Raw genomic sequence first — 20,504 nt, forward strand, 5'->3', positions numbered from 1 at the left:
ACGATACAGGTTGCCCAGCGACGACTATTGCATCCCCATGTGCCGCACCACGATGACGCTAGCCAGTCACTGCTGATCCACATCGATCTGCCGATGCTTGCCATCGACGGCGCCGTTGCGCCAGCCATGCCAGTAGGAGCGGCTGAACGCGCTACCAGGCTCATCGGCGCCCTCCCCGCTGGCTTCACAGAAGCCTTGATGCTCAGCCCGCCCAGCGCGGGCTTTTTTATGCCTAGTGCCGGCTGCGCGCCAGGCGCTGCGCGGGCAGGCCTGGCGCCAGCTTAGGTCGCCATTTCCAGCGTCAGCATGCCGTCGATCACATCGATGACGTCGGCGGCGCCGTACACGCTGCGCTGAACATCGCCCACCTTGAACAGCGCATTTAGCGCGGTGCGCTCCTTGCGCTTGATCGCGGCGATCTCGTTCCGGATCTCATTCAGCAACCGCCATTGTGGATGACTATACCCTGGCGCCCGCCCTGCCTTGGGCCAGATCACCTTTTCAAGAGCGAGGCGCTGCTTGTTTAGCTGTGTGCGCTTTGCGCGCAGGGCGTGCCACTGCATGGTGGCATGAATGAGTTCGCGATCGTGGTTCATGACCTACCCCATGTCAAGTTGTCCCTGCGTACCTGCGGCGGCGCCCTTCGGCCGAACCAGCTCACCAATACGCGCAACGCCGGCGGCGTTGTAGCGGAAGCTCGGCATCTGCTTGTCCGAGCTGCGTGACTTGTCCAGCATGAACTCGCCGTACTGTGGAATTTTCAGGCCGTGCTCGTTTGCCAGCTTGCCGACGGCATTTTTGCTGATCCCGTGAATTTTGCCGACCTCGGTCGCCGAGATCATCTTTTCTATGGTTGGTAGCGGCATTACGTCTTGGCCGGCCACAGTGTTGACAAGCGCGGCGTAGATTCCCTGCTGCGCTGGCAAGCCGAGCGCCGGGAACTTCGCGCACAACTCGGCCGCGACGCGCGTGGTGATCTCTAGTGCGCGGGCCTGACGGAATGAGTCAAGGGATGGATTGGCGCTCCGGCGCGTCTGCTGGACGGGAAGCATACCCGACTCCAGCTCGACCAGGCGGTCATAGACCTTCGTCTGCACCGCGAGCGATTCCGACATCACCATCAGCTCTGATTCCCGCTTCGGCAGGTGATAGCACTTGCTTTGCCGCGACGATCCGTTTGGCCCCGGCACTTGAACGTGGCCTAAGAATTTAGGCGACGTTATCCCAGGGTGCTTTTCAATTTTCACCATGAAATTATCGTGTCGCAGCTCGGCTGAGCCCGGCTCTCGCATTTCATTGATGATATCGACCAGCTCGATGCTGGACATCGTGACCGCCTGTGCGGCGGCGGCCTTCAACAACTCATATTTGACGCGATCATTCATAGCAATCCTTAGTGGATTTTTTGATAATTCGGACTCTTCATTCTGGCTATAAAAGTCCGCGAGCGCAAGCCAACAGCCATCCTGTTGCAAATCGTTAACCCCGCCTTAAGCGGAATCGCACAGATCGCTCTTCGTTGGCTGTGTGACCATTGGTGATATTCCCCGTTATCAATTTCGCTACAATGAAACGCGCCCACAGCTTCCCGGCCCCGGGCGCGCCCAACCTACTACGAAAGAAAATAATGTCTGATGCAATGACTGAATATCAAGAAGCTTACGACGCCAACCAATCGGCGACCGCCGAGTGTAATGCCATCGCAGCAACTATCAAATCTGCGGGCGCCATTTTGAAGGATTGGAAAGTGGCCACGATGGACAATATTGAAATCAATGTACCGGGATTACTCTTCGAAAATCCCCACATGCGAATCGACGCACGAAAGTGGCCTACTGCTGCCGCGATCGCCTCAGCCCTTACTAACTATCACGCGACAAAACGAGAAGAAAATGTGAAGTACAACGCATTGCCGCTGAAGTTCCAGAAGCTGATTAATCCGCCGACAAACTGAGGTACTCGACGCCGCCGCTGCGCTTCATATCCCGGTCGTCTTCAATAAGCCAGGCAAGGCAGTCGCGGCCCTTGTCGTCGACGAACTTCACGCTCAATTCCACGCCGGTGGCTTTTTTGAAGATCGCGCGCATGGCGTCCAGCATTTGCGTGGTCGTTAAAGGTTGTCCATTACTTACTTCGGTACTCGCAGCTCCTTCGGGAGCTTTTTCAATTCCAACATCGTTGTTCATCACGTGCCTTTCTGGTTATTTTTGTGGATCGGGCCTTACCGCCAAGCGGCGAATTTTTTGCGCCGCCGGCCTTTTGCAGCCTTCCCTCTATAAATTGCCCTTGAAGTAAGGTATTTGCTCTTGGTCTTCAAGGTCAAGAGCAACTGCTTCAAGGCTATCGGGGCGGAGGGAAAAGACTCAGCTATCCCAAGCGTAGTCTTTTCAGGGATCGGTGCATCGGTCCATGACTCGTCAGCCTTGCCGGTCTAGGGTGCTAACTTCGCCGCCCTTGTGCGTATCTCAGACCGTCCCACAGTACGCCTATCCCAACACCCCTGCCGGCGGTTCCCGACGGATGCTGCGGCCGATACGTCGGCGCGCCCTACTTGATCGCCGGTTTTTTCGGCGATGGATGATTGTAGCAAATAAATTTAGGTATACCGAAATAAATGATTGACTTTGAATTTAGGAATGCCTAAACTTACTCCATCAACTCACCAACCAGATGGAGCGCCAAATGTCCAAAGCAGCATCAGCACCAACCGCACTTGTCCTGCGCACCTGCCGCGCCGACATGGCCAGCACCAAAAATTTCGCATGGCCACAAGTCGGAGAGCGCGCAACTGCTGCGGACTGGAATCCTAAGGCTAAGTGCGGCAACGGCCTGCACGGCTGGCTCTACGGCCAAGGCGATCACGAATGCAGCAACTTCCTCGACGCCGATTCGAAGTGGCTGGTTGTCGAAGTCGCCGAGGCTGGCATCGTCATGCTGGGCGGTAAATGCAAATTTGAGTCAGGCATCGTCCGCTTCGTCGGCGATAAAAAAGGCGCCACGAAATACCTCATGGAAAACGAGCCGCGCTCGGCGAATGTGCCCGTGATTGGCGCGAGCATTAATGTTGGCGATCACGCTGCCGGGCAGGTTGGAGCACTGGGATCGCTGACCGGTGGCAACCGCTCCACGCTGACCGGTGGCAACCGCTCCACGCTGACCGGTGGCAACCGCTCCACGCTGACCGGTGGCAACCGCTCCACGCTGACGATCAAATATTGGGACGTAAAAAAAGGGCTATCCGGAATAACTGGTGGAAACGACTATGACTGAACAACTTCAAAAACCGGAATATCGTGTGGAAAGCGTGGCCGTCTTGTTTGCCAGGTGCGACAGCAATTACAAGGATTTACCTGGCTGCGACGTGTGGGACATCGAGCGCGATGCTACGCGCTGGCCTGGTGGTGTGCCGGTAGTTGCGCATCCTCCTTGTCGCGCATGGGGGCGTCTGCGGCACTTTTCTAACCCGCGACCAGGGGAAAAAGAGTTGGCCCTGTGGGCGGTAGACCAGGTGCGACAGTTTGGCGGTGTTTTGGAGCACCCCAGCGCGTCTACACTCTGGCCAGCTGCTGGACTGCCTGCACCTGGTAAGCGGGATGCATGGGGTGGCTGGACGCTCCCGGTGCATCAAAACTGGTGGGGACATAGGGCTGAAAAGTGCACCCTGCTTTATATCGTTGGGTGCGAGCCAAGCGATATACCGGCTCTCCCGCTTGTCCTCGGTGAGGCCAGTCATGTTGTTCAGAGTCGGAAACGAGCTGGAAGCCGTCCCCACATTTCAAAATCGGAGCGGGAGCATACCCCTCCAGCTTTCGCAAAATGGCTCTTTGACCTGGCGGCTAAATGTTCGATTCCACACGAAAGGGCTATTGTCCAATGAAGTACTTTCCACACATTAATCCGGATAGCCAAAAAAAGAATGCTGGCGCGCGAAATTTGCCGAGGTTGGCGAAGATGGAATCGAGGCAAATGTGGCGTACACGCTCGATGAAAACCATAACTTCATTGCGGAGAAATAAGCCATGTCCCCAGCCGAATTGCAAGCCCTCGCCGAAGCCACTCGTCGCGGTGACGCGGCATTTGCTGCTCAAGGTTGATCGCCATGACGACGACCACGCATCCGACCAAAGAACTGGTCCGCGCCGTGATGGTGCAGCACCGAGCAGATCGCACGCCGCCGATGTCGCCTGAGCAGTTCAAGCGCGAGCTGGGCTGGAAGATGCTGGCCGGCGCCCGGGGTGCGGCATGAATGCGCCAGTGAAGCTGGCGATCCTGGCTGTGCCGGCCGCTCAATCGCCGATGGACCGCGACGAACGCCGCGACGTTGAGATTGCCCACCTGGCTCGCGTCCACTTCTCCGCTGACCGCGCCTCGATCATCGCCGGCACCGGCTTCACGACCAACGATGCCAGCAACTCGCTGCAGCAGTTCTTCGCCGACTCGCCGGAATTGGGCGAGCTGATCCGCGCCGCCCTGTCTGGCAGTGCCGAAGTGGTCGGCAAGCGCTTCGCTGATCTGGTCGTCAAGGTCATGCAGGACGACGCCGAGGCAGCTGCAAAACACGATGTCGAGTGCATGGAACGCGCCGCGATGGCCGACCCCGACAACTTTCGGCCGAAGACGCGCAGCCAGGTTGCGGCGTTGGATTGGCTTACCGCCGGAGCGTAAAGAACCCAGTCGCCGCACGCTGCAAGTGCGGATGGGCCGGCGGGCCAGCATAAACGCCAACAGAACCGAGGAAACCATGCTTACGTTGCCAATGACTTATTTGACCTCGGAAATCGACTACAACCCGATGACTGGAATCCTTACCTGGAATAAGACATCAGAGAACCAGATGCGGGTTGCTGGGACTGAGTGCGGCCGCCCCGATAGGAGCGGCTATCTGGGCACATACAAAGAGCCTGATGTTGCAGCAAAAGTCTATGCCGAGGCGGCGAAGGCAGCATTCGGAGAGTTTAGCTTCATCAGCAGGCCCGACGTGCCCAGCTGATTAGGTGCGGTAGCGGTCGCTGGGTGCTGCAACCACCTAGCTTAGCCTTGGACAGGTGAAAAAGTAGACCCAGAGGGATCTGAAATGCCCCCTGACCTGCGCCAGGCGAGCGCAGGAACCACACAGCAGCAGCGGCGAATTGGCGTACTGCGCAACGGAGGCGGGTAGCACTGTGCACAGTGTCCGCTGGCCGTATGGGCTCTGAAACTCGTGACGGTCAGAGGTTGCTGCTGTGTGGTGAATTCCCAGGCTGATGGGATCAAGTGCGGGAAAAAGCCCCTGATGCATTTCAGGGATCGGAGCCGAGAGGCTAGTCCAGCGGAGATGCTGGAACGGTCAGACCCGTTTGATGCTGGCGAATTGACGATCCTAAATCGTGAAACTTAGGCTGGTTTGAGTCCAGCTAAGCCGGGAGAAATCAGCACCGGCCACCACACGCAGAGAGCGGCGTACGCGCTCCCAAACACCGCGTGAAGGCGCACAAGGCGCCGCGTATCGGCGGCACGGGAGTCAACCCGAACTAACCAGGAGAGCAGCGTGATCCACATGAAACGATTGTCCCAGTTATCCCGCGCAGACCAAGAGCGCATCGCCAAGTCGGCTGGCGTTCCTGTTGCCGCCGGCATCGCTCACATTGCGCGCACTAAGGGCGAGGGCCGCTTCGTGATGACGGTGCGTACCGGCGCTGGCGCTGGCGACATCGTTCGACATGCGGCCGTCGGCAACCCTGCTGCACTGGCGGACGCCGCATACGATGCCGGCGCGCTGGGCGTCTCGCTGGTTCAGGTGCTGCCATGAGCCGCCCACCAAAACAGCGCGATCTGCCATCGGATAAGGCATTGCGCTACGTGCAATTCGGTGTCGAGCTACTGCTCATTCTCGGCTTTATTGCGCTGATTTCGTTGGCGCGCTCCGATGACGACGACGCTGCCGGCCGTGACCGCGCTGCCGACGCTGCGCACCGCGCGGCGCCTGAGCAAAAGCACGACAAATGAAATTTATTGCCACCGTGCTACGCAATCGCGGCGCCGGCCTGCCGCTTGACCTCGCTTTCCGCGCGGCGGTGCTGGGCCGGGAAATTTTGAAACTGAATCGGAGAATGAAATGAATGCAGTAGCAGAAAAAGCTCAAGTCTTGCAAATGCCAGCAGCCGAGCAGGCCGCCCTCCCGATGGTCGCCACCAGTAGCGCCTCGCTGATCCTCGACAGCGCCAGCATGGACGCAATCATGCGCCTCGCCGACATCATGGCGAAAGGCCGTTCGACGATCCCGGATCACCTCAAGGGGAATTCGGCCGACTGCGCGGCCGTCGTCATGCAGGCGATGCAGTGGCAGATGAACCCATTCGCCGTCGCGCAAAAAACACACCTGGTCAACGGCACGCTGGGCTACGAGGGCCAGCTGGTCAACGCCGCAATCCAGTCGAGCAAGGTCACCGTCGACCGTTTCGCTTACGAGTGGTTCGGCCCCTGGGAAAAGATAATCGGTAAGACGAAGGTCTGTGAGGCGCCCGCCAAAGGAAAGTACGGCGACAAGGACTATAAAAAGGCATACCAGTACCGCGTGCCCGACTATCAGATGCAGGACGAAGAAGGCCTCGGCGTGCGCATCTCCGCGACCCTGCGCGGCGAGTCGCAGCCCCGCGAACTGGAACTGCTGCTGGTCCAAGCCAGCGTGCGCAACTCCCCTTTGTGGGCGACCGATCCGAAGCAGCAACTGGCCTACCTCGCGGTGAAGCGCTGGTCGCGGCTCTACGCTCCTGATGTGATCTTGGGCGTCTACACGCCGGATGAGTTGGAAGAAGTCAACCGCGAGATGCGCGATATCACACCTGCACCAGCAGCCTCACCACGTGATGTTGGCGAATTGCCCGAATGTAGCGCAGAAAAGTTTGAAAGCAATCGCGCTGCTTGGCGGGATCTAATCATATCGAAGAAAAAGACGGTATCCGGCCTGATCGCCATGCTCAGCACCAAGGCCACGCTGACGGAAGACCAAAAGCTGACCATCGATAGTTGGTCGCACGAAAACGAATAAATCGGCGCCGCGCCAAACCGTACCCGACAACCACAAGGAAAAATCATGCACCGCGACAGCCCGCTTACCCGCGAAATCCACGACCTATTGCAGGGCAGCGATGCCTGGCACGAATTCCGTTTCAACCATCACGGCGCCAGCGAGGCAGCTGCCATGCTTGGCCTGTCGAAAAAAGTCACTCGAACCGATCTGGTGCGCATGAAGGCTACGGGCTTGGCCAAGGAATTCTCCGAGTGGGTTCAGGCCAATATTCTGGACTACGGCCACGAGGTCGAAGCCCTGGCTCGGCCATTCGCTGAAAAGATTATCGGCGATGACCTCTACCCGGTCACATCTTCGTTGGGTGCTGAGAGCGCATCTTGCGATGGCCTGAACATGGCCGAGACGATCGGCTTCGAGCATAAACAATGGAATGCCGAGTTGGCCGCGTCCGTCGCCGCCGGCGTTCTACCCGATGATCACCAGCCGCAGGTCCAACAGCAGCTGATGGTTACCGGCGCTGAGAAGTGGATGTTCATGGTGTCGGACGGAACCGAGGGCAACATGGTCTGGATGTGGGTCTACCCGGATACCGCATGGTTCGCCCGAATCATCGCCGGCTGGGAGCAGTTCGACATCGAAGTTGCCAAATACGAGCAGGTCATCCTCCCTGAGAAGGCGGTCGCTGACCCGATTGCTGCCCTGCCGGCACTGGTCGTGCAGACCGAAGGCAAAGTCGTGAGCAGCAACCTGGCTGTCTACAAACATGCCGCCGAACGCTTCCTGGCCGCCATCAAGACAGAACTGCTGGATGACGAAGATTTCGCCAACGCAGAAAACACCGTCAAATTCTGTGGTGAGGCCGAGGATAAGCTTGAGCTGGCCAAGGCCGCCGCGCTGGCGCAGACCTCAACCATCGACGATGTTATGCGCACGGTCGACCACATCAAAGAGCAGTTCCGTACCAAGCGCTTGCAACTGGAAAAGCTTGTCAAAACCCGCAAAGAGCAGATCAAGGAAACCATCCTAATGGATGGCAAGCGCGAATACGCCGACCATGTGGCGGCGCTGGAAAAGGAAATTGCGCCACTGCGCCTAGTGCTGGCCCAGCCAGATTTCGCTGGTGCGATGAAAAATAAGCGCACGCTGGCCAGCCTGCACGATGCCGTCAATACGACGCTGGGAAATGCAAAAATTGCCGCCGGCCAGCAAGCCACCGACTACCGCGCGAAGCAGGCCTGGTGTAAGGAATCGGTCGCCGGCTTCGGTCACTTGTTCGCCGACATGGCCGCCATCATCACCAAGCCGATGGACGACTTCCAGCTGGTCGTAACGACGCGCGTCGATGCGCACAGGGCCGCTGAAGCTAAGAAGGAAACGGACCTGCGCGCCAAGCTCGCCGCCGAAGAAAAGGCGAAGGCCGATGCGGTCATCGCTGAGGCCGCGCGCCTGGCGCAGATCGACGCAGAGAAAGTCGCGGCGGCCGCCGTAGAGCAGGAGCGCGCCCGTGTGGCCGCAGAAACGAAGCGCCAGCTCGAAGTGCAGCAGGTCGCCATCGCCGCGCAGAACAAGCTCAACGAGCAGGCCGCCGCCTCACTGGCCGAACAGAACCGCTTGGCTGTCGTGGCCGCCGACGACCAGCGCACCGCCACGCAAGCGGCCGATAACATCGCCGCTGACGCGCGCGCCGCTGTGCTGCGTGACCACGGGCATCTGACCGACCTTGCCAATAAACAACTGGCTCGGGCGCCGGCGTATCAGATCGCGCCCAATGTCGAGCGAGAACGCACGCCGCCATCACTGCGCCTCGGCCAGATCGGCGATCGCCTCGGCTTTACGGTCACGGCCGACTTCGTACTGTCGCTCGGCTTCGCGCCGGCGGCCACGGATAAGGCGGCCAAGCTTTACCACGAAGTCGATTTTCCGCGTATCTGCTCTGCCCTGCTGCGCCACATCGACGCTGTCCGCGTGAAGTACGCAGCTTAATCCACTAACCACCAGGAGATATCCATGAATGCAAACATCATCCCACTCACGCCAGTCAACTCGAAGAAAATCGCCGCTATCGGACACGATTTGGCCAACGAAGTGCTTGCCATCCAGTTCCTGCGCAAGGGTGCGCCAGATGCGGTCTACCACTACCAGAATTTTTCGGCGGTGGAATACGCAGCATTTGCCAGCGCTCAATCCCTCGGCAAACACTTCGGCGAACATATCCAGCCGCACAAGGACAAGCACCCGTACCAGAACATGGGTGTGCCGGCGGCGCCGGTGGTAGTCGAGGATGCGGCGGCATGAAACTCAATCTTCTTCCGGCGGGAAGCACTCTCACGTCCGGGGTAAATGGGACATTCAGATGCGACCCCGGCGAGCTGATAAAGATGAAGGATGCATGGGGCGCAATCATCTTTGACACGCTGCAAGAAGGATCGCCATTAATTAAAAGAAAGGCAATTGAAGTTATGGAAAATATCCAAAAGGCCACTGAGATTGTTGAGGATTCAACTGCATTATTTTCAGCGGCATTCAACAAACTGGTTGCTCGGCAAGGTGAAATCGCGGCACAGACAAAATCTATCAGTGGATCGGTCCGAGACGCTCAGCAAAAGCTGCTGGATGGCCTGGATAAGATTACCAAGACCGCCGACTTTCCCCGCCTAGAAAGGTATGTGGAAATGCTTGAGCGCGCGGCAGCGGCAATGCAGATTCTGGCGGAGCTCGAAAAGTCGGGTCATCTTGAGAAATTCTCCAAGGCGATGAAATGACTGCGCACATCGCGGTAAGGACACCGCCTTGACAGAAATCGTGCTGATGAAGGTCGCTGGCGGCGCGCTGGTCCCGGTGGAGCAGGCAGGCATCGACTACCTGTCAAAAATCAAACTGGGCGCCGGCGTCAAGATGAAAGTCACGAAGCACAACAGCGTGCCGTTTCACCGGAAGATCTTCGCCCTGCTGGGCGTGGCCTTCGATGCTTGGGACGCGCCAGCGGTGGAATACCGGGGCGAGCCGGTCGCCAAGAACATCGAGCAGTTTCGGGAAGACCTCACGATTTGGGCTGGCTTTTATGAAATGGCGGTGCGGCTCGACGGCACGATCCGATTTTCGGCGAAAAGCTGGTCCTTCGAGAAGATGGACGACGCTGAAAAAGAACGACTCTACAACAGCATCATCAACGTCGTGCTGGAACGAGTTTTGACCAATTACACCCGCGACGACCTGGATGAGGTCATTGCCAAATTACTGCGGTTCGACCGCTGAAGGATTACATGAATACTACAACCACGGCAGAGCAGACGGCAATCGAAGGCATGGGAGATTTGGCACCAACCGAGCCTGCACACATGATCGCGCGCGTCAATGCACTGGCGATCCGCATGGTCCTCCCATTCGTAGCCCAGCAAGATATCCGCTACTACCTGAATGGCATCAATATCCGACCATTGGATAATGGTGGCGCGATGATTATCGCCACGGACGGTCACCGCTACATCGTCGCGCGCGATCCGCACGGGTTTGTCGAGCGCGAGGTGATTGTGTCGGTCAGCAAGGACGCGATGAAGCACACGGGCAGTTCGAAGCATACCCTAGACGTGATGTCGAACGGTGCGGCGATGATTTCTGGCGAGGTTACGCAGCCACTGTTTATCCAGCCGGGCAACTCGCTCATCGACGCGGCATTCCCGCGCATCGAGCGCGTGGCCAGCGTGACCGGCTACAAGGAGGGAATCTCGGGCGCCGTAAATCCGAAGTATCTGGCGGACGCGCTGCTGATCGGGAAAAGCTTTGGCGGATCGATCCGCTTCTTCACGCGCGACAGCGACAGCCCACTGACTTTTGTACTGGGCGGCGTCGGCGAACTGGAATGCTTCGGCGGGATTATGAAGATGCGCGAGAGCTTCGAAACGCTGTCGGCATGGTTCCCACTGCCAGGCGAAGTTGAAACGCTTGACGATATCTAACCATGACCGATAACGACGAAGTGCCCAACAGCGAGCGCGACGGCCGGGCCGCCAGCTATGCCCTCGCCTTAATCCTGCTCCATCTTTGCGGTGACTTCTACGATTCTATGAAGGGAAAACCATGAGCACCAATACCGCAATCAAGACGCCTCGCGTCGAAGCCTGTATCGACGCTGTCATGCTCCGCTTCCCAAGCCAAAAATCGACAGCTTATTACGAGGCCGTGCATCAAGTCATTGCACCGCTTGCGCGAGACCTTGAAATTGAAAATGCAGCACTCCGCGCCGCGCTGGAAGCAGTACAGCCAGTTGCCCCGCAGGGCGATGGCGAGCGTGAGAGATTTGAGAGAGCCTTTGGCTCTAAGGAGTCATTCGCATGGCTGAATGAGAATGGCGACTACAAGGTATCCGCATTGCAATCGGCATGGGAAATTTGGCAAAAGGCCATCGCCCAGCGCGCCGGTAGCGACGTTGACGTAATCGGCGATTTTCAGGCCGAAGCGCGCCAGCAAAAGCTGAGTGACTTCATCGCTTCCGCCAAGCCGCCAGCAATCGAGCGTGATGCGGCGCGGCTGGACTTCCTGCAAACAGTTTTAGAGCGCAATGAGTATGGCCCCAGCCTTAGGGTTGCTGGCCGGAGTTACGAAGCTGAAACGATCCGCGAGGTTCTTGATGCCGCTATGGCCGCGCAGCAGGGCGAGAAAGGCGGTGCAGCATGAGCCTGGTCGAACACCTGATGGGCACTCGCACATCATTGGATTTGGCAAAGGAGTTGGCGCGTACCGCCCTCGACAACGCGCAGCTGCGGCGCCGTGTGCATGATCTGGAAGTGCAGCAGTTCTGGTTGACACGGCCGGCGCCGGCCAGCATGCCGCCCGAGGGCATTTTGCATCATGCGCTGGTTGAGCAAATGGAGCGTGAGGCTGCGAAAACTATCGCAAAAACAAGCTTAACCACCGGAGGAAACCAGTGATGAGTCAGCAAAATATCAAGCCTCGTTACATAACCCTGGCGGAATGGGCGGCCGAGCAGTTTTCTAAAGTGCCACACACGAATACGCTACTGAAATGGGTTCACGAAGGCCGCATCCAGCCGCAGCCGCAGAAGATCGGGCGGTGCTGGCGCGTGCGGCCGAACGCAGAATACCGGGCCGACTAATGGGGCGTCAGAGGCTCGCGAAAAATAGAAGTCTTCCGCCGAATTTATACCAAAACTCGGCGGGGTATTTCTATTTCAAAAACCCGGACAGCAACAAAACAAAGGGGATTGGAAAAGATAAGGCAGCGGCCATGCAAGAAGCGCGGAGCGCCAATGCAGCCTTGGCTGCAAAGACTCCCTCATCACTTGTGGATTGGGTGATGGGCAAGACCGATTACACATTGAAGGAATGGCTTCCGATTTACCGAGATCTATGGGAGCAACGATACGAGACTGCGCCGGCCGCCAACACGCTGCGCAGCTGCACCATGTACCTGAAGAAAATCGACGCTTGCGATTACGCTCACATGAAGCTGCGCGACGTCGGTACGGCGCACGTCGCAAAGCACCTACTGGCTGTAGAGGCCGGCAGCGGGCCAGCAGCAGCGATTAATCTGCGCGCAAGGCTGTCTGATGTTTTTCGTATGGCAGAGACGCAAGGCCTGATCAGTCAAGGGGCCAATCCTGTCAAGGCCACATACAACCCCAATCAGACTGTAAAGCGAGAGAGACTCTCGTTGGAGCAATTCGTCGCAATCCGCGCACTAGCTCCGGTATGGTTGCAGCGCGCCATGAACTTGGCGCTGGTGACGGCGCAGCGCCGGGAGGATTTGACCAACATGAAATTCGCCGACTACAAGGATGGACATTTGCATGTCGACCAAGGAAAGACTGGGACTCGGCTACGCATCAGTGGCGAGATCCGCCTCGCGGCGATCAATATTTCGGTAGAAGAGGCGGTTTCAAATTGCAGGGATTTGATCGTCAGTCGGCACCTGATCCACCATGTTGCGCGAGTATCGAGAGTTAAGCCTGGCGATAAGGTCGATCCGAATGGATTGTCGAACGCTTTCCAGAAAGCGCGCGATGCAGCCGGCATCGTTGCCGAGGATGGGAGGACGCCGCCCAGCTTCCATGAGATCCGAAGCCTGGCCGAGCGGCTTTATAAGGTGGAGCGCAGCGCGGAATTTGCGCAGGCGTTATTGGGGCACAAGCATGCCAGCATGACGGCCAAATACGACGACCTGCGTGGCAAAGATTGGGCTGTGGTGTCCTAATTCAATTCGTAAAATATTCAACGAATATTAGAAATTTCCAAACAAAGCCTTTAGGTAAAGGCCCTACGCGATAAGCCTTTGTTTGCTGTACTTAGCACGTTTGAAGCCCTTAAAGCGATGGATTTGATTAACCGCGTATTTTACCATTGCTGCGGGGCCGACCAGCAACTGTCGCGCGACGGGGGCGAAGCGGGGATGAAGCAGGGGCGAAGCGAGGGGCGAACCGGAACCGCGCGCTGGCGCACCGAATCAAAGTCCGTCGACGCCAATCGCGCCAGCCCGCGCCGACGCCGCCACCAATCGGGGTCAGACCCCGCCACAGTTTAGCGGCCGGAAGTCGGCGTCGGCGCCAGCGGGGTCTGACCCCGAAGTCCCGCGACTGCTATGCTCAAGCATCAAGCGTCCAGCGCCGGCGGCTCCGCGCCTCACGCCGCCGGGAAATCGGTCGCCGCGCCGCGCTCGCGCCAGGCCTCGATTTCATCGCGGCTGCCTTGCAGCTTGGCGCTGACGGCGTTGATGCCGAACTGGCCCAGCACCAGGTGGCGCGGCGGCCGCGGCAAGTCGGCCAGGCCGACGATCATCTGCGCGATGCGCACCGGATCGCCCGGCTGCTGGCCGCTGATCGCGCTGGTGGCGCGCATGCGGGCGCCGACGGTGTCGGCATAATCGGCGATCAGGTTGGGCGTCTGCGTCATCGAGCGGCCGGCCCAGTCGGTGCGCGCCGGTCCCGGCGCCACGCACGAGACGCGGATGCCGAGCGACGCCGTTTCCGCCGCCAGCGCGTCGGACCAGCCTTCCACCGCGTGCTTGCTGGCCGCGTAGTAGCCGGAGCCGGGGAAGCCGATATAACCGGCCACCGACGTCAGGCTGATGACGTAGCCGCTGCGCTGCGCGCGCATCACCGGCAGCACCGCGCGCGTCATCGCGAACAGGCCGAAGACGTTGGCGTCGAACTGGGCGCGGATCTGCTCCTCCTCGCCCTCCTCGATCGACGACATATAACCATAGCCGGCGTTATTGACCAGCACATCGATGCGGCCGAAGCGCGCCTGCGCCGCCGCCACGCCGGCCGCGATCTGCGCGCTGTCGTTGACGTCGAGATCGACGGCCAGCGCGCGTTCCGGCGCCAGCGCCACCAGCTCGTCGAGCCGGCCCTTGTCGCGCGCCGAGACCACGGCGTGGTGGCCGGCCGCCAGCACCTGCCTGGCCAATTCCAGACCGAGGCCGGTCGAACAACCGGTGATGAACCAAACCTGGGGAGCATGTGTAGTCGTCATGGAAAATTTATCCTTGTATGAGGGGCGCGGAAGTGATGCTTCCGCTGAAAGCAAACGTTCAAACGCCGGCCAGCGTCGGATAGGCGCTGACCGTCAAATCGAAGCCGCCGGCGTCGGAGACCAGGTGCGCCATGCCGCCGTAAGGCAGCGTGGCGCGTTCCTTGACGTGGCCGAACGGAAGTCCCGTCAGCACCGGCATCGGCAGGCGCGCGCGCAGGTAGGCGAGCATGGTGTCGAAATCATAGCCGTCGTCGGCGGGGCTCAATCGGTAGCCGGAGATATCGCCCAGCAGCACCGCGCGCACGCTGTCGAGCGCGCCGGCGTACAGCAGTTGCAGCATCATGCGCTCGATGCGGTAGGGGTGTTCGTTGATGTCTTCGACGAACAGGATGCCGTCTTCCACCGGCGCGAAATACGGTGTGCCCAGCAGCGACACCAGCATCGCCAGATTGCCGCCCCATAGTTTGCCGCGGAGGTCGACGGCCGGATTGCCGGCCGCCGTGCCGCGCACCGTGTGCACCGGCCCGCGCAGGCAGCGCCAGAATTGATCCAGCGTGTAGGCCACCGGTTCGTCGCGGATGAAGTCGTCGCACATCATCGGGCCGGCGAAGCTGATGCGGCCGGTCTGCTTCATCAGCGCCATGTGGAAGGCGGTGAAGTCGCTGTAGCCGACGAATAGTTTGCCGCTGTCGGCCATCGCGCGGAAGTCGATTTGCGGCAGGATGCGGCTGATGCCGTACTGGCCGCGCAGCGCGATGACGATGTGCGCGTCGGGATCGGCGGCGGCGGCGGCGAGCTGGGCCAGGCGGGCGGCGTCGGTGCCGCCGAAGCGCTGCATGGTTTGCGCCGGGTCGTAGTAGTTATGGACCAGGAAGCCTTGTTCGCGCAGGCGCTGTATGCCGCGCTCCAGCGCGGCGGGGTCCGTCGCGGCGCCGCCCGGCGCGGCGATGGCGATGCCAATTTTCGTTGTGCTCAAAATATCTCGATCAAGGAAGGTGAACGCGCCCACCGCAAGCGGCGGCGCAGATCGCCGGCGCTCAGGCGATCTGCGACTTGCCGTGCGCCGTCATCTTACCGCGCACATGGCCGTCGATCAAGGCGAGCAGGCGTTCGTTGAGCTGCGCCGGCAGATCGTGGCCCATGCCTTCGATGACGTGCAGCTCGGCGCCGCGTATCGCCCGCGCCGTGTCTTCGCCGCAGGCCAGCGGCACCAGCGGATCGGCGGCGCCGTGGATCACCAGCGTCGGACAGCGGATCGTCTTGAGCAGCGCCGTGCGGTCGCCCGAGGCGGCGATCGCCACCATCTGCCGCGCCACGCCGTCGGTGCAGACGTTGCGCGCCATCGCCCGCTCCACCCTGGCGCGCAGCACGCGCTCGGGCGTCGGGTAGGCCGGGCTGCCGATCAGGCGCAGCACCGACATCATGTGCGTGATGGCCTGTTCACGATCGTAGGGATCGGCCGGGCCGCTCAGCAGCGCGTTGCGGGCCGCGCGCGTCGGCCCGGGCAGGCCGCGCCGGCCGCTGCTCGACATGATGGAGGTCAGGCTGAGCGTGCGCTCGGCGTGGCGCGCCGCGACGATCTGCGCCACCATGCCGCCCATCGACATGCCCAGCAGGTGCACCTGGCGCAGGCCCAGCGCGTCGAGCAGGCCGCGCGCGTCTCGGCCATGTCGGTCAGGGTGTAGGCCGGCGACAGCGGCCAGCCGAGCTTGGACTTCAGGTAGGCCAGCACCAGGTTGGGTCGTTTGAATTGATGGAGTTTGCTCGACAGGCCGCTGTCGCGGTTGTCGAAGCGGATCACGTAACAGCCCTGCTCGACCAGGCCGTCGACGAATTCGTCGGGCCATGCCGTCAGCTGCATGCCCAGCCCCATGATGAGCAGCACCGGTATGCCGAGCGGATCGCCGCTGGTTTCGTAGGCGATGGTGATGCCGTTACTTTGTACGGTAGCCAAAACGACGTCCTTCTATCCGAAGCGGGCGGGAGGAATAAGCATACCATTTTTTGCCGCGTCGGCGGCCGCCGTTCAGCCGGCCCCGGCTCCCGCCTGGCCATCCGTCCCGGCGCCGGCGGCGAGGCGCCGCGCTTCGGCCGCGGCGGCGCGGCGGGCCGCGAAAAAACTTTTCAGGAGATCACCGCAGGCCTCGGCCAGCACGCCGCCGACGGCCTGCGCGTGGTGGTTCAACGGCCCTTGCGCGAACAGGTCGAGCACCGAGCCGCAAGCGCCGGTCTTGGGGTCGCGGGCGCCGTAGACGATGCGCGACAGGCGCGCGTGCATCATCGCGCCCGAGCACATCACGCACGGTTCGAGCGTGACGTATAGCTCGCAGCCGGGCAGGCGGTAATTGCCGAGCGCTTCGGCGGCGGCGCGCAGGGCGACGATTTCTGCGTGCGCGGTCGGATCGTGGCGGCCGATGGGCTGGTTGTAGCCGCGCGCGATGACCACGCCGTCCTTGACGACGACGGCGCCGACCGGCACCTCGCCCAGGTCCCACGCGTGCTGCGCCTGCTCCAGCGCCGCGCGCATGAAACCCTGCTCGTCCGCCGTCGCCTGGTAGGCGGCGGGCGGCTGGCCGGACGCGGGCGCGGCGGCCGGCGCCGTCGACGACCCAGTCGACGATACAGTCGACGATACCGCCGCGGAATTAAGCAGCGCTGCGGCGGCGGGCGTCGGCACTTCAGGCATCGGTGATCTCGGCCCAGCAGTTCGGCGTTTCGTGCAGCACCAGCTTGTGCAGGTGCAGGCCGGTGCCGTAGCGGTCTTTATAGGCGGCCTTCAAGATGTCGAAGGCGATCTGCGCCAGGTTTTCGACGGTGGGAATGCGGTCGATGACGACGGTTTTATGGTCGGGCAGCGTGGCCAGGAAGTCGCGCACCGGCGCGTCTTTTTCGTATACCAGGAAGGCATGGTCCCAGACGTCGACCAGGTGTTCCTTGGCCAGCGCCTTGATGTCGGAAAAGTCCATAATCATGCCGTTGTCGGAGTTGCCTTCGACCGAGATGACCTGGCCGGTCAGCGTGATTTCCAGCGTGTAACGGTGGCCGTGCAGGTTGCGGCACTGGCTTTTGTGGTCGGGGATCCGGTGGCCGGCGTCGAATTCGAGCTTGCGTGTGATGGTCAGCATTATGGTATCTGTAAAAGTTTATGGGTTTGCAGGCTCAGCTTCCACTTCGGGTTGCGTTTGCACGTTTCGATCGCCAGCGTGGTGTTGAACGCGGCCAGCGGGCCGTCCATCGGCTGCACGAAGAAATGGTCGAAGGCCAGGCCTTCGTAGGCGGCCAGGTCTTGATGCGTCTGCGGGATCACGACCTTGATTTCATTGCCCTTGCCGACGACCAGCTTGGAACCCATCTTCGGGCTGACGCAGATCCAGTCGACGCCGGCCGGCACCGGCAGGGTGCCGTTGGTTTCGATGGCGATCTCGAAGCCGACGGCGTGCATCGCCGCGATCAGCGCCGGGTCCAGTTGCAGCAGCGGTTCGCCGCCGGTGAAGACCACGTATTTGCTGGCCGCGTAGGTGGCGGGCCACAGCGCGTCGATGGTCGCGGCCAGCGCCTCGGGGGTGGTGAACTTGCCGCCGCCGTCGCCGTCGGTGCCGACGAAGTCGGTGTCGCAGAACTGGCAGACGGCGCTGGCGCGGTCGCTCTCGCGTCCGGTCCACAGATTGCAGCCGGAAAAGCGGCAGAACACGGCGGGACGCCCGGCGTGGGCGCCCTCGCCCTGCAAGGTGTAAAAGATTTCTTTGATACTGTAGGTCACGGTATTTCCTCGGCGGGCGGGGTCTGCGGCAGCAAAACCCCGTTGACAACCTTCTATTATAGCTGCGCGGCGGCGGGGACGGTAATCGCGCGCCGCGGCGCGTTTCAGCCGTCCGCTAATTTACTTGGTGAAAGTGAAAGATTGAGATCGCGCAATGCCGCGACGCGTGGGCCGCGTTATGTTGCGGAAGCGTCGCAGTTTCCCTGCGGCAGCAACGTCGAAAGGGATCGTATGCGGCTGGCGCTGTCACCGATGCTTACTCTGGCCGCCCTGCCCTGGCCGCCGCCAACCATGGCGGGCTGGCGCTTGGATGCGATGCTGGGCGGGGCGGCGCTGCTGGCGGCCCTCGCCTTCACCCTGCTGTGGCGCCAGTACCGGCTGCGCGACGCCCTGGCCGCGTCGCGGGCGCAACTGGCCGGCGAGCGCGGCCTGCGCGACCGCGCCGAGCAGGTGCTGGTCGAGACGCATACCCGTCTGTGCCGGATGGCCGCGCGGCAGCACGGCGCCAGGGAGGCCGAACGGCGGCGCATAGGGCGCGACATCCACGACGATCTGGGCCAGCAACTGCTGGCGCTGAAAATGGACGTCGACACGCTGCGCGCCATTCCCTGCGACGGCGGCGCGGCCTTGCCGCCCCGGCTGGCGCGCCTGGAACAGCGCATCGACCTGGCCGTGCGCTCGCTGCGCGTGGTCATCAACGACTTGCGGCCGGCCGCGCTGGAGGACGGGCTGGGCGGCGCGCTGGCGCGCCAGCTCGACGATTTTTCCCGCCTCAGCGGCATCGCCTGCGTGCTGCAAGCCGATGGCGAGGCGCTGGGCGCCGCGCTGGCCTGCGGCGCCGGTACCATGTTGTACCGCGTCATGCAGGAGGCGCTGGCGAATGTCGCCCGGCACGCCGGCGCCAGCAAGGTCAGCGTGGCGCTCAGCCGGCGGCCACGGCGGCTGGCGCTGACGGTCAGCGACAACGGGGTCGGCTGGGCGGCCGGCCACCCGAGCCGGCGCCCGCCCGGCCACGGCTGCGGCCTGCCCGGCATGCGCGAACGCGTCGCCAGCGCCGGCGGGTGGATGAAAGTGCTCAGCCGGCCCGGACGCGGCACCACCGTGCTGATCTGCGTGCCGCTGGCGCCGGCCCCAGGCGTCGCTTGAAGACGAGTGGTCGGCGGCCGGCACGCCATCGGGCGCACCGTTGCTTTGCATCAAGCAGCCGGGCGGCGTCCGCCAGCAAAATGAGAAGTTACCAGCAGTAAATTCCTACGCCAGCCCCACACTATAATAACGAGGACAGCCATGAATCATCCGAAAATCCAGCACCTCATGGAAGTCCCCGCCGCCGACCAGTCGCACGGCTTCGCCCTCAAGCTGATGGAGTTGCTGGTGGTGCCGACTTTCGTGATCGATCTGCACGGCAAGGTGCTGATCTGGAACCGCGCCTGCGAGCGCCTGACCGGGGTCGCCGCCTACGAGGTGCTGGGCACGTGCGACCACTGGCGCAGCTTTTACGCCGAGCGGCGCCCGACGCTGGCCGACCTGGTGCTGCTGGGCCGCGGCGGCGACTTGCAGGCGCTCTACGACCAGCACGCCCGGCGCGGCGACACCGACGGCAATCTGTGCGCCGAAAACTGGTGCGACATGCCGCGCGTCGGCCGGCGCCGCTATCTGGCCGCGGACGCCAGCCCCATCTTCGGCGCCGACGGCCAGCTGGCCGCCGTCGTCGAAACCCTACGCGACATGACCGACGAAAAAAAGGCGCAAGCCGCATTGCAGCAGCTGGCCACGCGCGACGGCCTGACCGGCCTGGCCAACCGGCGTTGCTTCGACGACACGCTCAACGCCGAGTGGCAGCGCGCGCTGCGCCAGCAACAAGCACTGTCGCTGCTGATGGTCGACGTCGACAATTTCAAGCAATATAACGATGCCTACGGCCACGTCGGCGGCGACGATTGCCTGCAACGCATCGCCAGCGCCGTCGCCAGCGAAATGCGGGCCAACGACCTGGTGGCGCGCTACGGCGGCGAGGAATTCGCCGTGATCCTGCCGAACCAGTCGCTCAAGGGCGCGGCCATCGTGGCCGAGCGCATCCGCTGCCGCGTCGAGCAGCTGCACCTGCCGAACATGGGCAGCGAGCGCCATGTGGTGACGGTCAGCATCGGCGCGGCGACGGCGCTGGCGTCGGCCGACAACGAGCCGGGCCAGTTGGTGGCCACGGCCGACGGCGCGCTCTACCGCGCCAAGCACATGGGCCGCAACC

General features: G+C 61.6%; 30 protein-coding genes. 20 read left to right on the forward strand and 10 right to left on the reverse strand.

The features are described from left to right. Positions 1–281: 281 nt before the first annotated feature. Positions 282–596: a hypothetical protein gene (locus tag Q0S71_RS04075; protein ID WP_295991688.1), complete on the reverse strand. Its 315-nt coding sequence runs from the start codon at positions 594–596 to the stop codon at positions 282–284. A gap of 3 nt (positions 597–599) precedes the next feature. Further along, complete coding sequence (locus Q0S71_RS04080; protein ID WP_295991691.1) at positions 600–1,385, reverse strand: hypothetical protein; 786 nt, start codon at positions 1,383–1,385, stop codon at positions 600–602. Positions 1,386–1,627: 242 nt separating this feature from the next. Between Q0S71_RS04080 and Q0S71_RS04085 the strand changes: the two genes are divergently transcribed. Continuing rightward, the gene (locus Q0S71_RS04085; RefSeq protein WP_295991693.1) at positions 1,628–1,954 is read left to right on the forward strand and encodes a hypothetical protein; all 327 of its coding nucleotides are present in this window, start codon (positions 1,628–1,630) and stop codon (positions 1,952–1,954) included. Here Q0S71_RS04085 and Q0S71_RS04090 read toward each other — a convergent pair. Further along, positions 1,935–2,186, reverse strand: a complete 252-nt coding sequence (locus tag Q0S71_RS04090; RefSeq protein WP_295991695.1) for a hypothetical protein — start codon at positions 2,184–2,186, stop codon at positions 1,935–1,937. The two genes, Q0S71_RS04085 and Q0S71_RS04090, sit on opposite strands and share 20 nt — an antisense overlap. A 496-nt stretch (positions 2,187–2,682) precedes the next feature. Between Q0S71_RS04090 and Q0S71_RS04095 the strand changes: the two genes are divergently transcribed. The 17 genes from Q0S71_RS04095 (at position 2,683) to Q0S71_RS04175 (ending at position 13,219) form a co-directional block, all read left to right on the forward strand. After that, positions 2,683–3,270: a hypothetical protein gene (locus Q0S71_RS04095; protein WP_295991699.1), complete on the forward strand. Its 588-nt coding sequence runs from the start codon at positions 2,683–2,685 to the stop codon at positions 3,268–3,270. 829 nt (positions 3,271–4,099) lie between these two features. Beyond that, positions 4,100–4,246 carry a hypothetical protein gene (locus Q0S71_RS04100; RefSeq protein WP_295991701.1) on the forward strand — a complete coding sequence of 49 codons (147 nt, stop codon included), beginning with the start codon at positions 4,100–4,102 and terminating at the stop codon, positions 4,244–4,246. Next, positions 4,243–4,665, forward strand: a complete 423-nt coding sequence (locus Q0S71_RS04105; RefSeq protein WP_295991704.1) for a hypothetical protein — start codon at positions 4,243–4,245, stop codon at positions 4,663–4,665. The genes Q0S71_RS04100 and Q0S71_RS04105 overlap by 4 nt, the downstream gene beginning before the upstream one ends. 76 nt (positions 4,666–4,741) lie before the next feature. Next, positions 4,742–4,990, forward strand: coding sequence for a hypothetical protein (locus Q0S71_RS04110; protein ID WP_295991706.1), 249 nt, complete (start codon positions 4,742–4,744; stop codon positions 4,988–4,990). 537 nt (positions 4,991–5,527) lie between these two features. Then, the gene (locus Q0S71_RS04115) at positions 5,528–5,788 is read left to right on the forward strand and encodes a hypothetical protein (protein WP_295991708.1); all 261 of its coding nucleotides are present in this window, start codon (positions 5,528–5,530) and stop codon (positions 5,786–5,788) included. Further along, entirely contained in the window at positions 5,785–5,985 is a 201-nt protein-coding gene (locus tag Q0S71_RS04120) for a hypothetical protein (RefSeq protein ID WP_295991710.1), read from the forward strand. Before Q0S71_RS04115 ends, Q0S71_RS04120 begins: the two co-directional genes overlap by 4 nt. 109 nt (positions 5,986–6,094) lie before the next feature. Continuing rightward, positions 6,095–7,027: a RecT family recombinase gene (locus Q0S71_RS04125; protein WP_295991712.1), complete on the forward strand. Its 933-nt coding sequence runs from the start codon at positions 6,095–6,097 to the stop codon at positions 7,025–7,027. A gap of 45 nt (positions 7,028–7,072) precedes the next feature. Continuing rightward, complete coding sequence (locus Q0S71_RS04130) at positions 7,073–8,992, forward strand: YqaJ viral recombinase family protein (RefSeq protein ID WP_295991714.1); 1,920 nt, start codon at positions 7,073–7,075, stop codon at positions 8,990–8,992. 24 nt (positions 8,993–9,016) lie between these two features. After that, entirely contained in the window at positions 9,017–9,304 is a 288-nt protein-coding gene (locus Q0S71_RS04135) for a KTSC domain-containing protein (protein WP_295991716.1), read from the forward strand. After that, positions 9,301–9,771, forward strand: a complete 471-nt coding sequence (locus Q0S71_RS04140; protein ID WP_295991718.1) for a hypothetical protein — start codon at positions 9,301–9,303, stop codon at positions 9,769–9,771. The genes Q0S71_RS04135 and Q0S71_RS04140 overlap by 4 nt, the downstream gene beginning before the upstream one ends. 28 nt (positions 9,772–9,799) lie before the next feature. Next, complete coding sequence (locus tag Q0S71_RS04145; RefSeq protein WP_295991720.1) at positions 9,800–10,264, forward strand: DUF1367 family protein; 465 nt, start codon at positions 9,800–9,802, stop codon at positions 10,262–10,264. An 8-nt stretch (positions 10,265–10,272) separates the two neighbouring features. Beyond that, positions 10,273–10,965, forward strand: coding sequence for a hypothetical protein (locus tag Q0S71_RS04150; protein ID WP_295991722.1), 693 nt, complete (start codon positions 10,273–10,275; stop codon positions 10,963–10,965). 2 nt (positions 10,966–10,967) lie between these two features. Next, positions 10,968–11,090, forward strand: a complete 123-nt coding sequence (locus Q0S71_RS04155) for a hypothetical protein (protein ID WP_295991724.1) — start codon at positions 10,968–10,970, stop codon at positions 11,088–11,090. Then, the gene (locus Q0S71_RS04160) at positions 11,087–11,683 is read left to right on the forward strand and encodes a hypothetical protein (protein ID WP_295991727.1); all 597 of its coding nucleotides are present in this window, start codon (positions 11,087–11,089) and stop codon (positions 11,681–11,683) included. Before Q0S71_RS04155 ends, Q0S71_RS04160 begins: the two co-directional genes overlap by 4 nt. Continuing rightward, the gene (locus Q0S71_RS04165; RefSeq protein ID WP_295991730.1) at positions 11,680–11,937 is read left to right on the forward strand and encodes a hypothetical protein; all 258 of its coding nucleotides are present in this window, start codon (positions 11,680–11,682) and stop codon (positions 11,935–11,937) included. The genes Q0S71_RS04160 and Q0S71_RS04165 overlap by 4 nt, the downstream gene beginning before the upstream one ends. Further along, on the forward strand, positions 11,937–12,122 hold the full coding sequence (locus Q0S71_RS04170) for an excisionase (RefSeq protein ID WP_295991732.1): 186 nt from the start codon (positions 11,937–11,939) through the stop codon (positions 12,120–12,122). Before Q0S71_RS04165 ends, Q0S71_RS04170 begins: the two co-directional genes overlap by 1 nt. Then, entirely contained in the window at positions 12,122–13,219 is a 1,098-nt protein-coding gene (locus Q0S71_RS04175; protein WP_295991733.1) for a tyrosine-type recombinase/integrase, read from the forward strand. Before Q0S71_RS04170 ends, Q0S71_RS04175 begins: the two co-directional genes overlap by 1 nt. A gap of 425 nt (positions 13,220–13,644) precedes the next feature. Here the strand turns inward: Q0S71_RS04175 and Q0S71_RS04180 are convergent, their stop codons facing one another. The 7 genes from Q0S71_RS04180 to queE form a co-directional block, all read right to left on the reverse strand. Next, entirely contained in the window at positions 13,645–14,496 is an 852-nt protein-coding gene (locus Q0S71_RS04180) for an oxidoreductase (RefSeq protein WP_295991736.1), read from the reverse strand. A 58-nt stretch (positions 14,497–14,554) separates the two neighbouring features. After that, complete coding sequence (gene ldcA / locus Q0S71_RS04185; protein WP_295991739.1) at positions 14,555–15,472, reverse strand: muramoyltetrapeptide carboxypeptidase; 918 nt, start codon at positions 15,470–15,472, stop codon at positions 14,555–14,557. 61 nt (positions 15,473–15,533) lie between these two features. Continuing rightward, the gene (locus Q0S71_RS04190; protein ID WP_367185272.1) at positions 15,534–16,145 is read right to left on the reverse strand and encodes an alpha/beta fold hydrolase; all 612 of its coding nucleotides are present in this window, start codon (positions 16,143–16,145) and stop codon (positions 15,534–15,536) included. Then, the gene (locus tag Q0S71_RS27360; RefSeq protein WP_367185273.1) at positions 16,037–16,450 is read right to left on the reverse strand and encodes an alpha/beta fold hydrolase; all 414 of its coding nucleotides are present in this window, start codon (positions 16,448–16,450) and stop codon (positions 16,037–16,039) included. The genes Q0S71_RS04190 and Q0S71_RS27360 overlap by 109 nt, the downstream gene beginning before the upstream one ends. A gap of 72 nt (positions 16,451–16,522) precedes the next feature. Further along, entirely contained in the window at positions 16,523–17,182 is a 660-nt protein-coding gene (gene tadA, locus Q0S71_RS04195; protein ID WP_295991742.1) for a tRNA adenosine(34) deaminase TadA, read from the reverse strand. Next, entirely contained in the window at positions 17,175–17,621 is a 447-nt protein-coding gene (gene queD / locus Q0S71_RS04200) for a 6-carboxytetrahydropterin synthase QueD (RefSeq protein WP_295991745.1), read from the reverse strand. The genes tadA and queD overlap by 8 nt, the downstream gene beginning before the upstream one ends. Next, positions 17,621–18,256, reverse strand: a complete 636-nt coding sequence (gene queE / locus Q0S71_RS04205) for a 7-carboxy-7-deazaguanine synthase (protein ID WP_295991751.1) — start codon at positions 18,254–18,256, stop codon at positions 17,621–17,623. Before queE ends, queD begins: the two co-directional genes overlap by 1 nt. Before the next feature lie 252 nt (positions 18,257–18,508). Between queE and Q0S71_RS04210 the strand changes: the two genes are divergently transcribed. Both Q0S71_RS04210 and Q0S71_RS04215 read left to right on the forward strand, forming a co-directional pair. After that, positions 18,509–19,402, forward strand: coding sequence for a sensor histidine kinase (locus tag Q0S71_RS04210; protein ID WP_295991754.1), 894 nt, complete (start codon positions 18,509–18,511; stop codon positions 19,400–19,402). 141 nt (positions 19,403–19,543) lie between these two features. Then, the coding region (locus tag Q0S71_RS04215) for a sensor domain-containing diguanylate cyclase (RefSeq protein WP_295991756.1) at positions 19,544–20,504 on the forward strand (961 nt) is incomplete at its 3' end.

Source organism: Rugamonas sp. (genome assembly GCF_025354735.1).
GTDB lineage: Bacteria > Pseudomonadota > Gammaproteobacteria > Burkholderiales > Burkholderiaceae_D > Rugamonas.

Excerpts from the sequence above, each read along its gene's own strand:
- Q0S71_RS04075 (WP_295991688.1), bottom strand. The coding sequence starts at position 596 with ATGAACCACGATCGCGAACTCATTCATGCCACCATGCAGTGGCACGCC.
- Q0S71_RS04080 (WP_295991691.1), bottom strand. The coding sequence starts at position 1,385 with ATGAATGATCGCGTCAAATATGAGTTGTTGAAGGCCGCCGCCGCACAG.
- Q0S71_RS04085 (WP_295991693.1), top strand. The coding sequence starts at position 1,628 with ATGTCTGATGCAATGACTGAATATCAAGAAGCTTACGACGCCAACCAA.
- Q0S71_RS04090 (WP_295991695.1), bottom strand. The coding sequence starts at position 2,186 with ATGAACAACGATGTTGGAATTGAAAAAGCTCCCGAAGGAGCTGCGAGT.
- Q0S71_RS04095 (WP_295991699.1), top strand. The coding sequence starts at position 2,683 with ATGTCCAAAGCAGCATCAGCACCAACCGCACTTGTCCTGCGCACCTGC.
- Q0S71_RS04100 (WP_295991701.1), top strand. The coding sequence starts at position 4,100 with ATGACGACGACCACGCATCCGACCAAAGAACTGGTCCGCGCCGTGATG.
- Q0S71_RS04105 (WP_295991704.1), top strand. The coding sequence starts at position 4,243 with ATGAATGCGCCAGTGAAGCTGGCGATCCTGGCTGTGCCGGCCGCTCAA.
- Q0S71_RS04110 (WP_295991706.1), top strand. The coding sequence starts at position 4,742 with ATGCTTACGTTGCCAATGACTTATTTGACCTCGGAAATCGACTACAAC.
- Q0S71_RS04120 (WP_295991710.1), top strand. The coding sequence starts at position 5,785 with ATGAGCCGCCCACCAAAACAGCGCGATCTGCCATCGGATAAGGCATTG.
- Q0S71_RS04125 (WP_295991712.1), top strand. The coding sequence starts at position 6,095 with ATGAATGCAGTAGCAGAAAAAGCTCAAGTCTTGCAAATGCCAGCAGCC.
- Q0S71_RS04130 (WP_295991714.1), top strand. The coding sequence starts at position 7,073 with ATGCACCGCGACAGCCCGCTTACCCGCGAAATCCACGACCTATTGCAG.
- Q0S71_RS04135 (WP_295991716.1), top strand. The coding sequence starts at position 9,017 with ATGAATGCAAACATCATCCCACTCACGCCAGTCAACTCGAAGAAAATC.
- Q0S71_RS04140 (WP_295991718.1), top strand. The coding sequence starts at position 9,301 with ATGAAACTCAATCTTCTTCCGGCGGGAAGCACTCTCACGTCCGGGGTA.
- Q0S71_RS04150 (WP_295991722.1), top strand. The coding sequence starts at position 10,273 with ATGAATACTACAACCACGGCAGAGCAGACGGCAATCGAAGGCATGGGA.
- Q0S71_RS04155 (WP_295991724.1), top strand. The coding sequence starts at position 10,968 with ATGACCGATAACGACGAAGTGCCCAACAGCGAGCGCGACGGCCGGGCC.
- Q0S71_RS04160 (WP_295991727.1), top strand. The coding sequence starts at position 11,087 with ATGAGCACCAATACCGCAATCAAGACGCCTCGCGTCGAAGCCTGTATC.
- Q0S71_RS04165 (WP_295991730.1), top strand. The coding sequence starts at position 11,680 with ATGAGCCTGGTCGAACACCTGATGGGCACTCGCACATCATTGGATTTG.
- Q0S71_RS04170 (WP_295991732.1), top strand. The coding sequence starts at position 11,937 with ATGAGTCAGCAAAATATCAAGCCTCGTTACATAACCCTGGCGGAATGG.
- Q0S71_RS04175 (WP_295991733.1), top strand. The coding sequence starts at position 12,122 with ATGGGGCGTCAGAGGCTCGCGAAAAATAGAAGTCTTCCGCCGAATTTA.
- Q0S71_RS04180 (WP_295991736.1), bottom strand. The coding sequence starts at position 14,496 with ATGACGACTACACATGCTCCCCAGGTTTGGTTCATCACCGGTTGTTCG.
- tadA (WP_295991742.1), bottom strand. The coding sequence starts at position 17,182 with ATGCCTGAAGTGCCGACGCCCGCCGCCGCAGCGCTGCTTAATTCCGCG.
- queD (WP_295991745.1), bottom strand. The coding sequence starts at position 17,621 with ATGCTGACCATCACACGCAAGCTCGAATTCGACGCCGGCCACCGGATC.
- Q0S71_RS04210 (WP_295991754.1), top strand. The coding sequence starts at position 18,509 with ATGCTTACTCTGGCCGCCCTGCCCTGGCCGCCGCCAACCATGGCGGGC.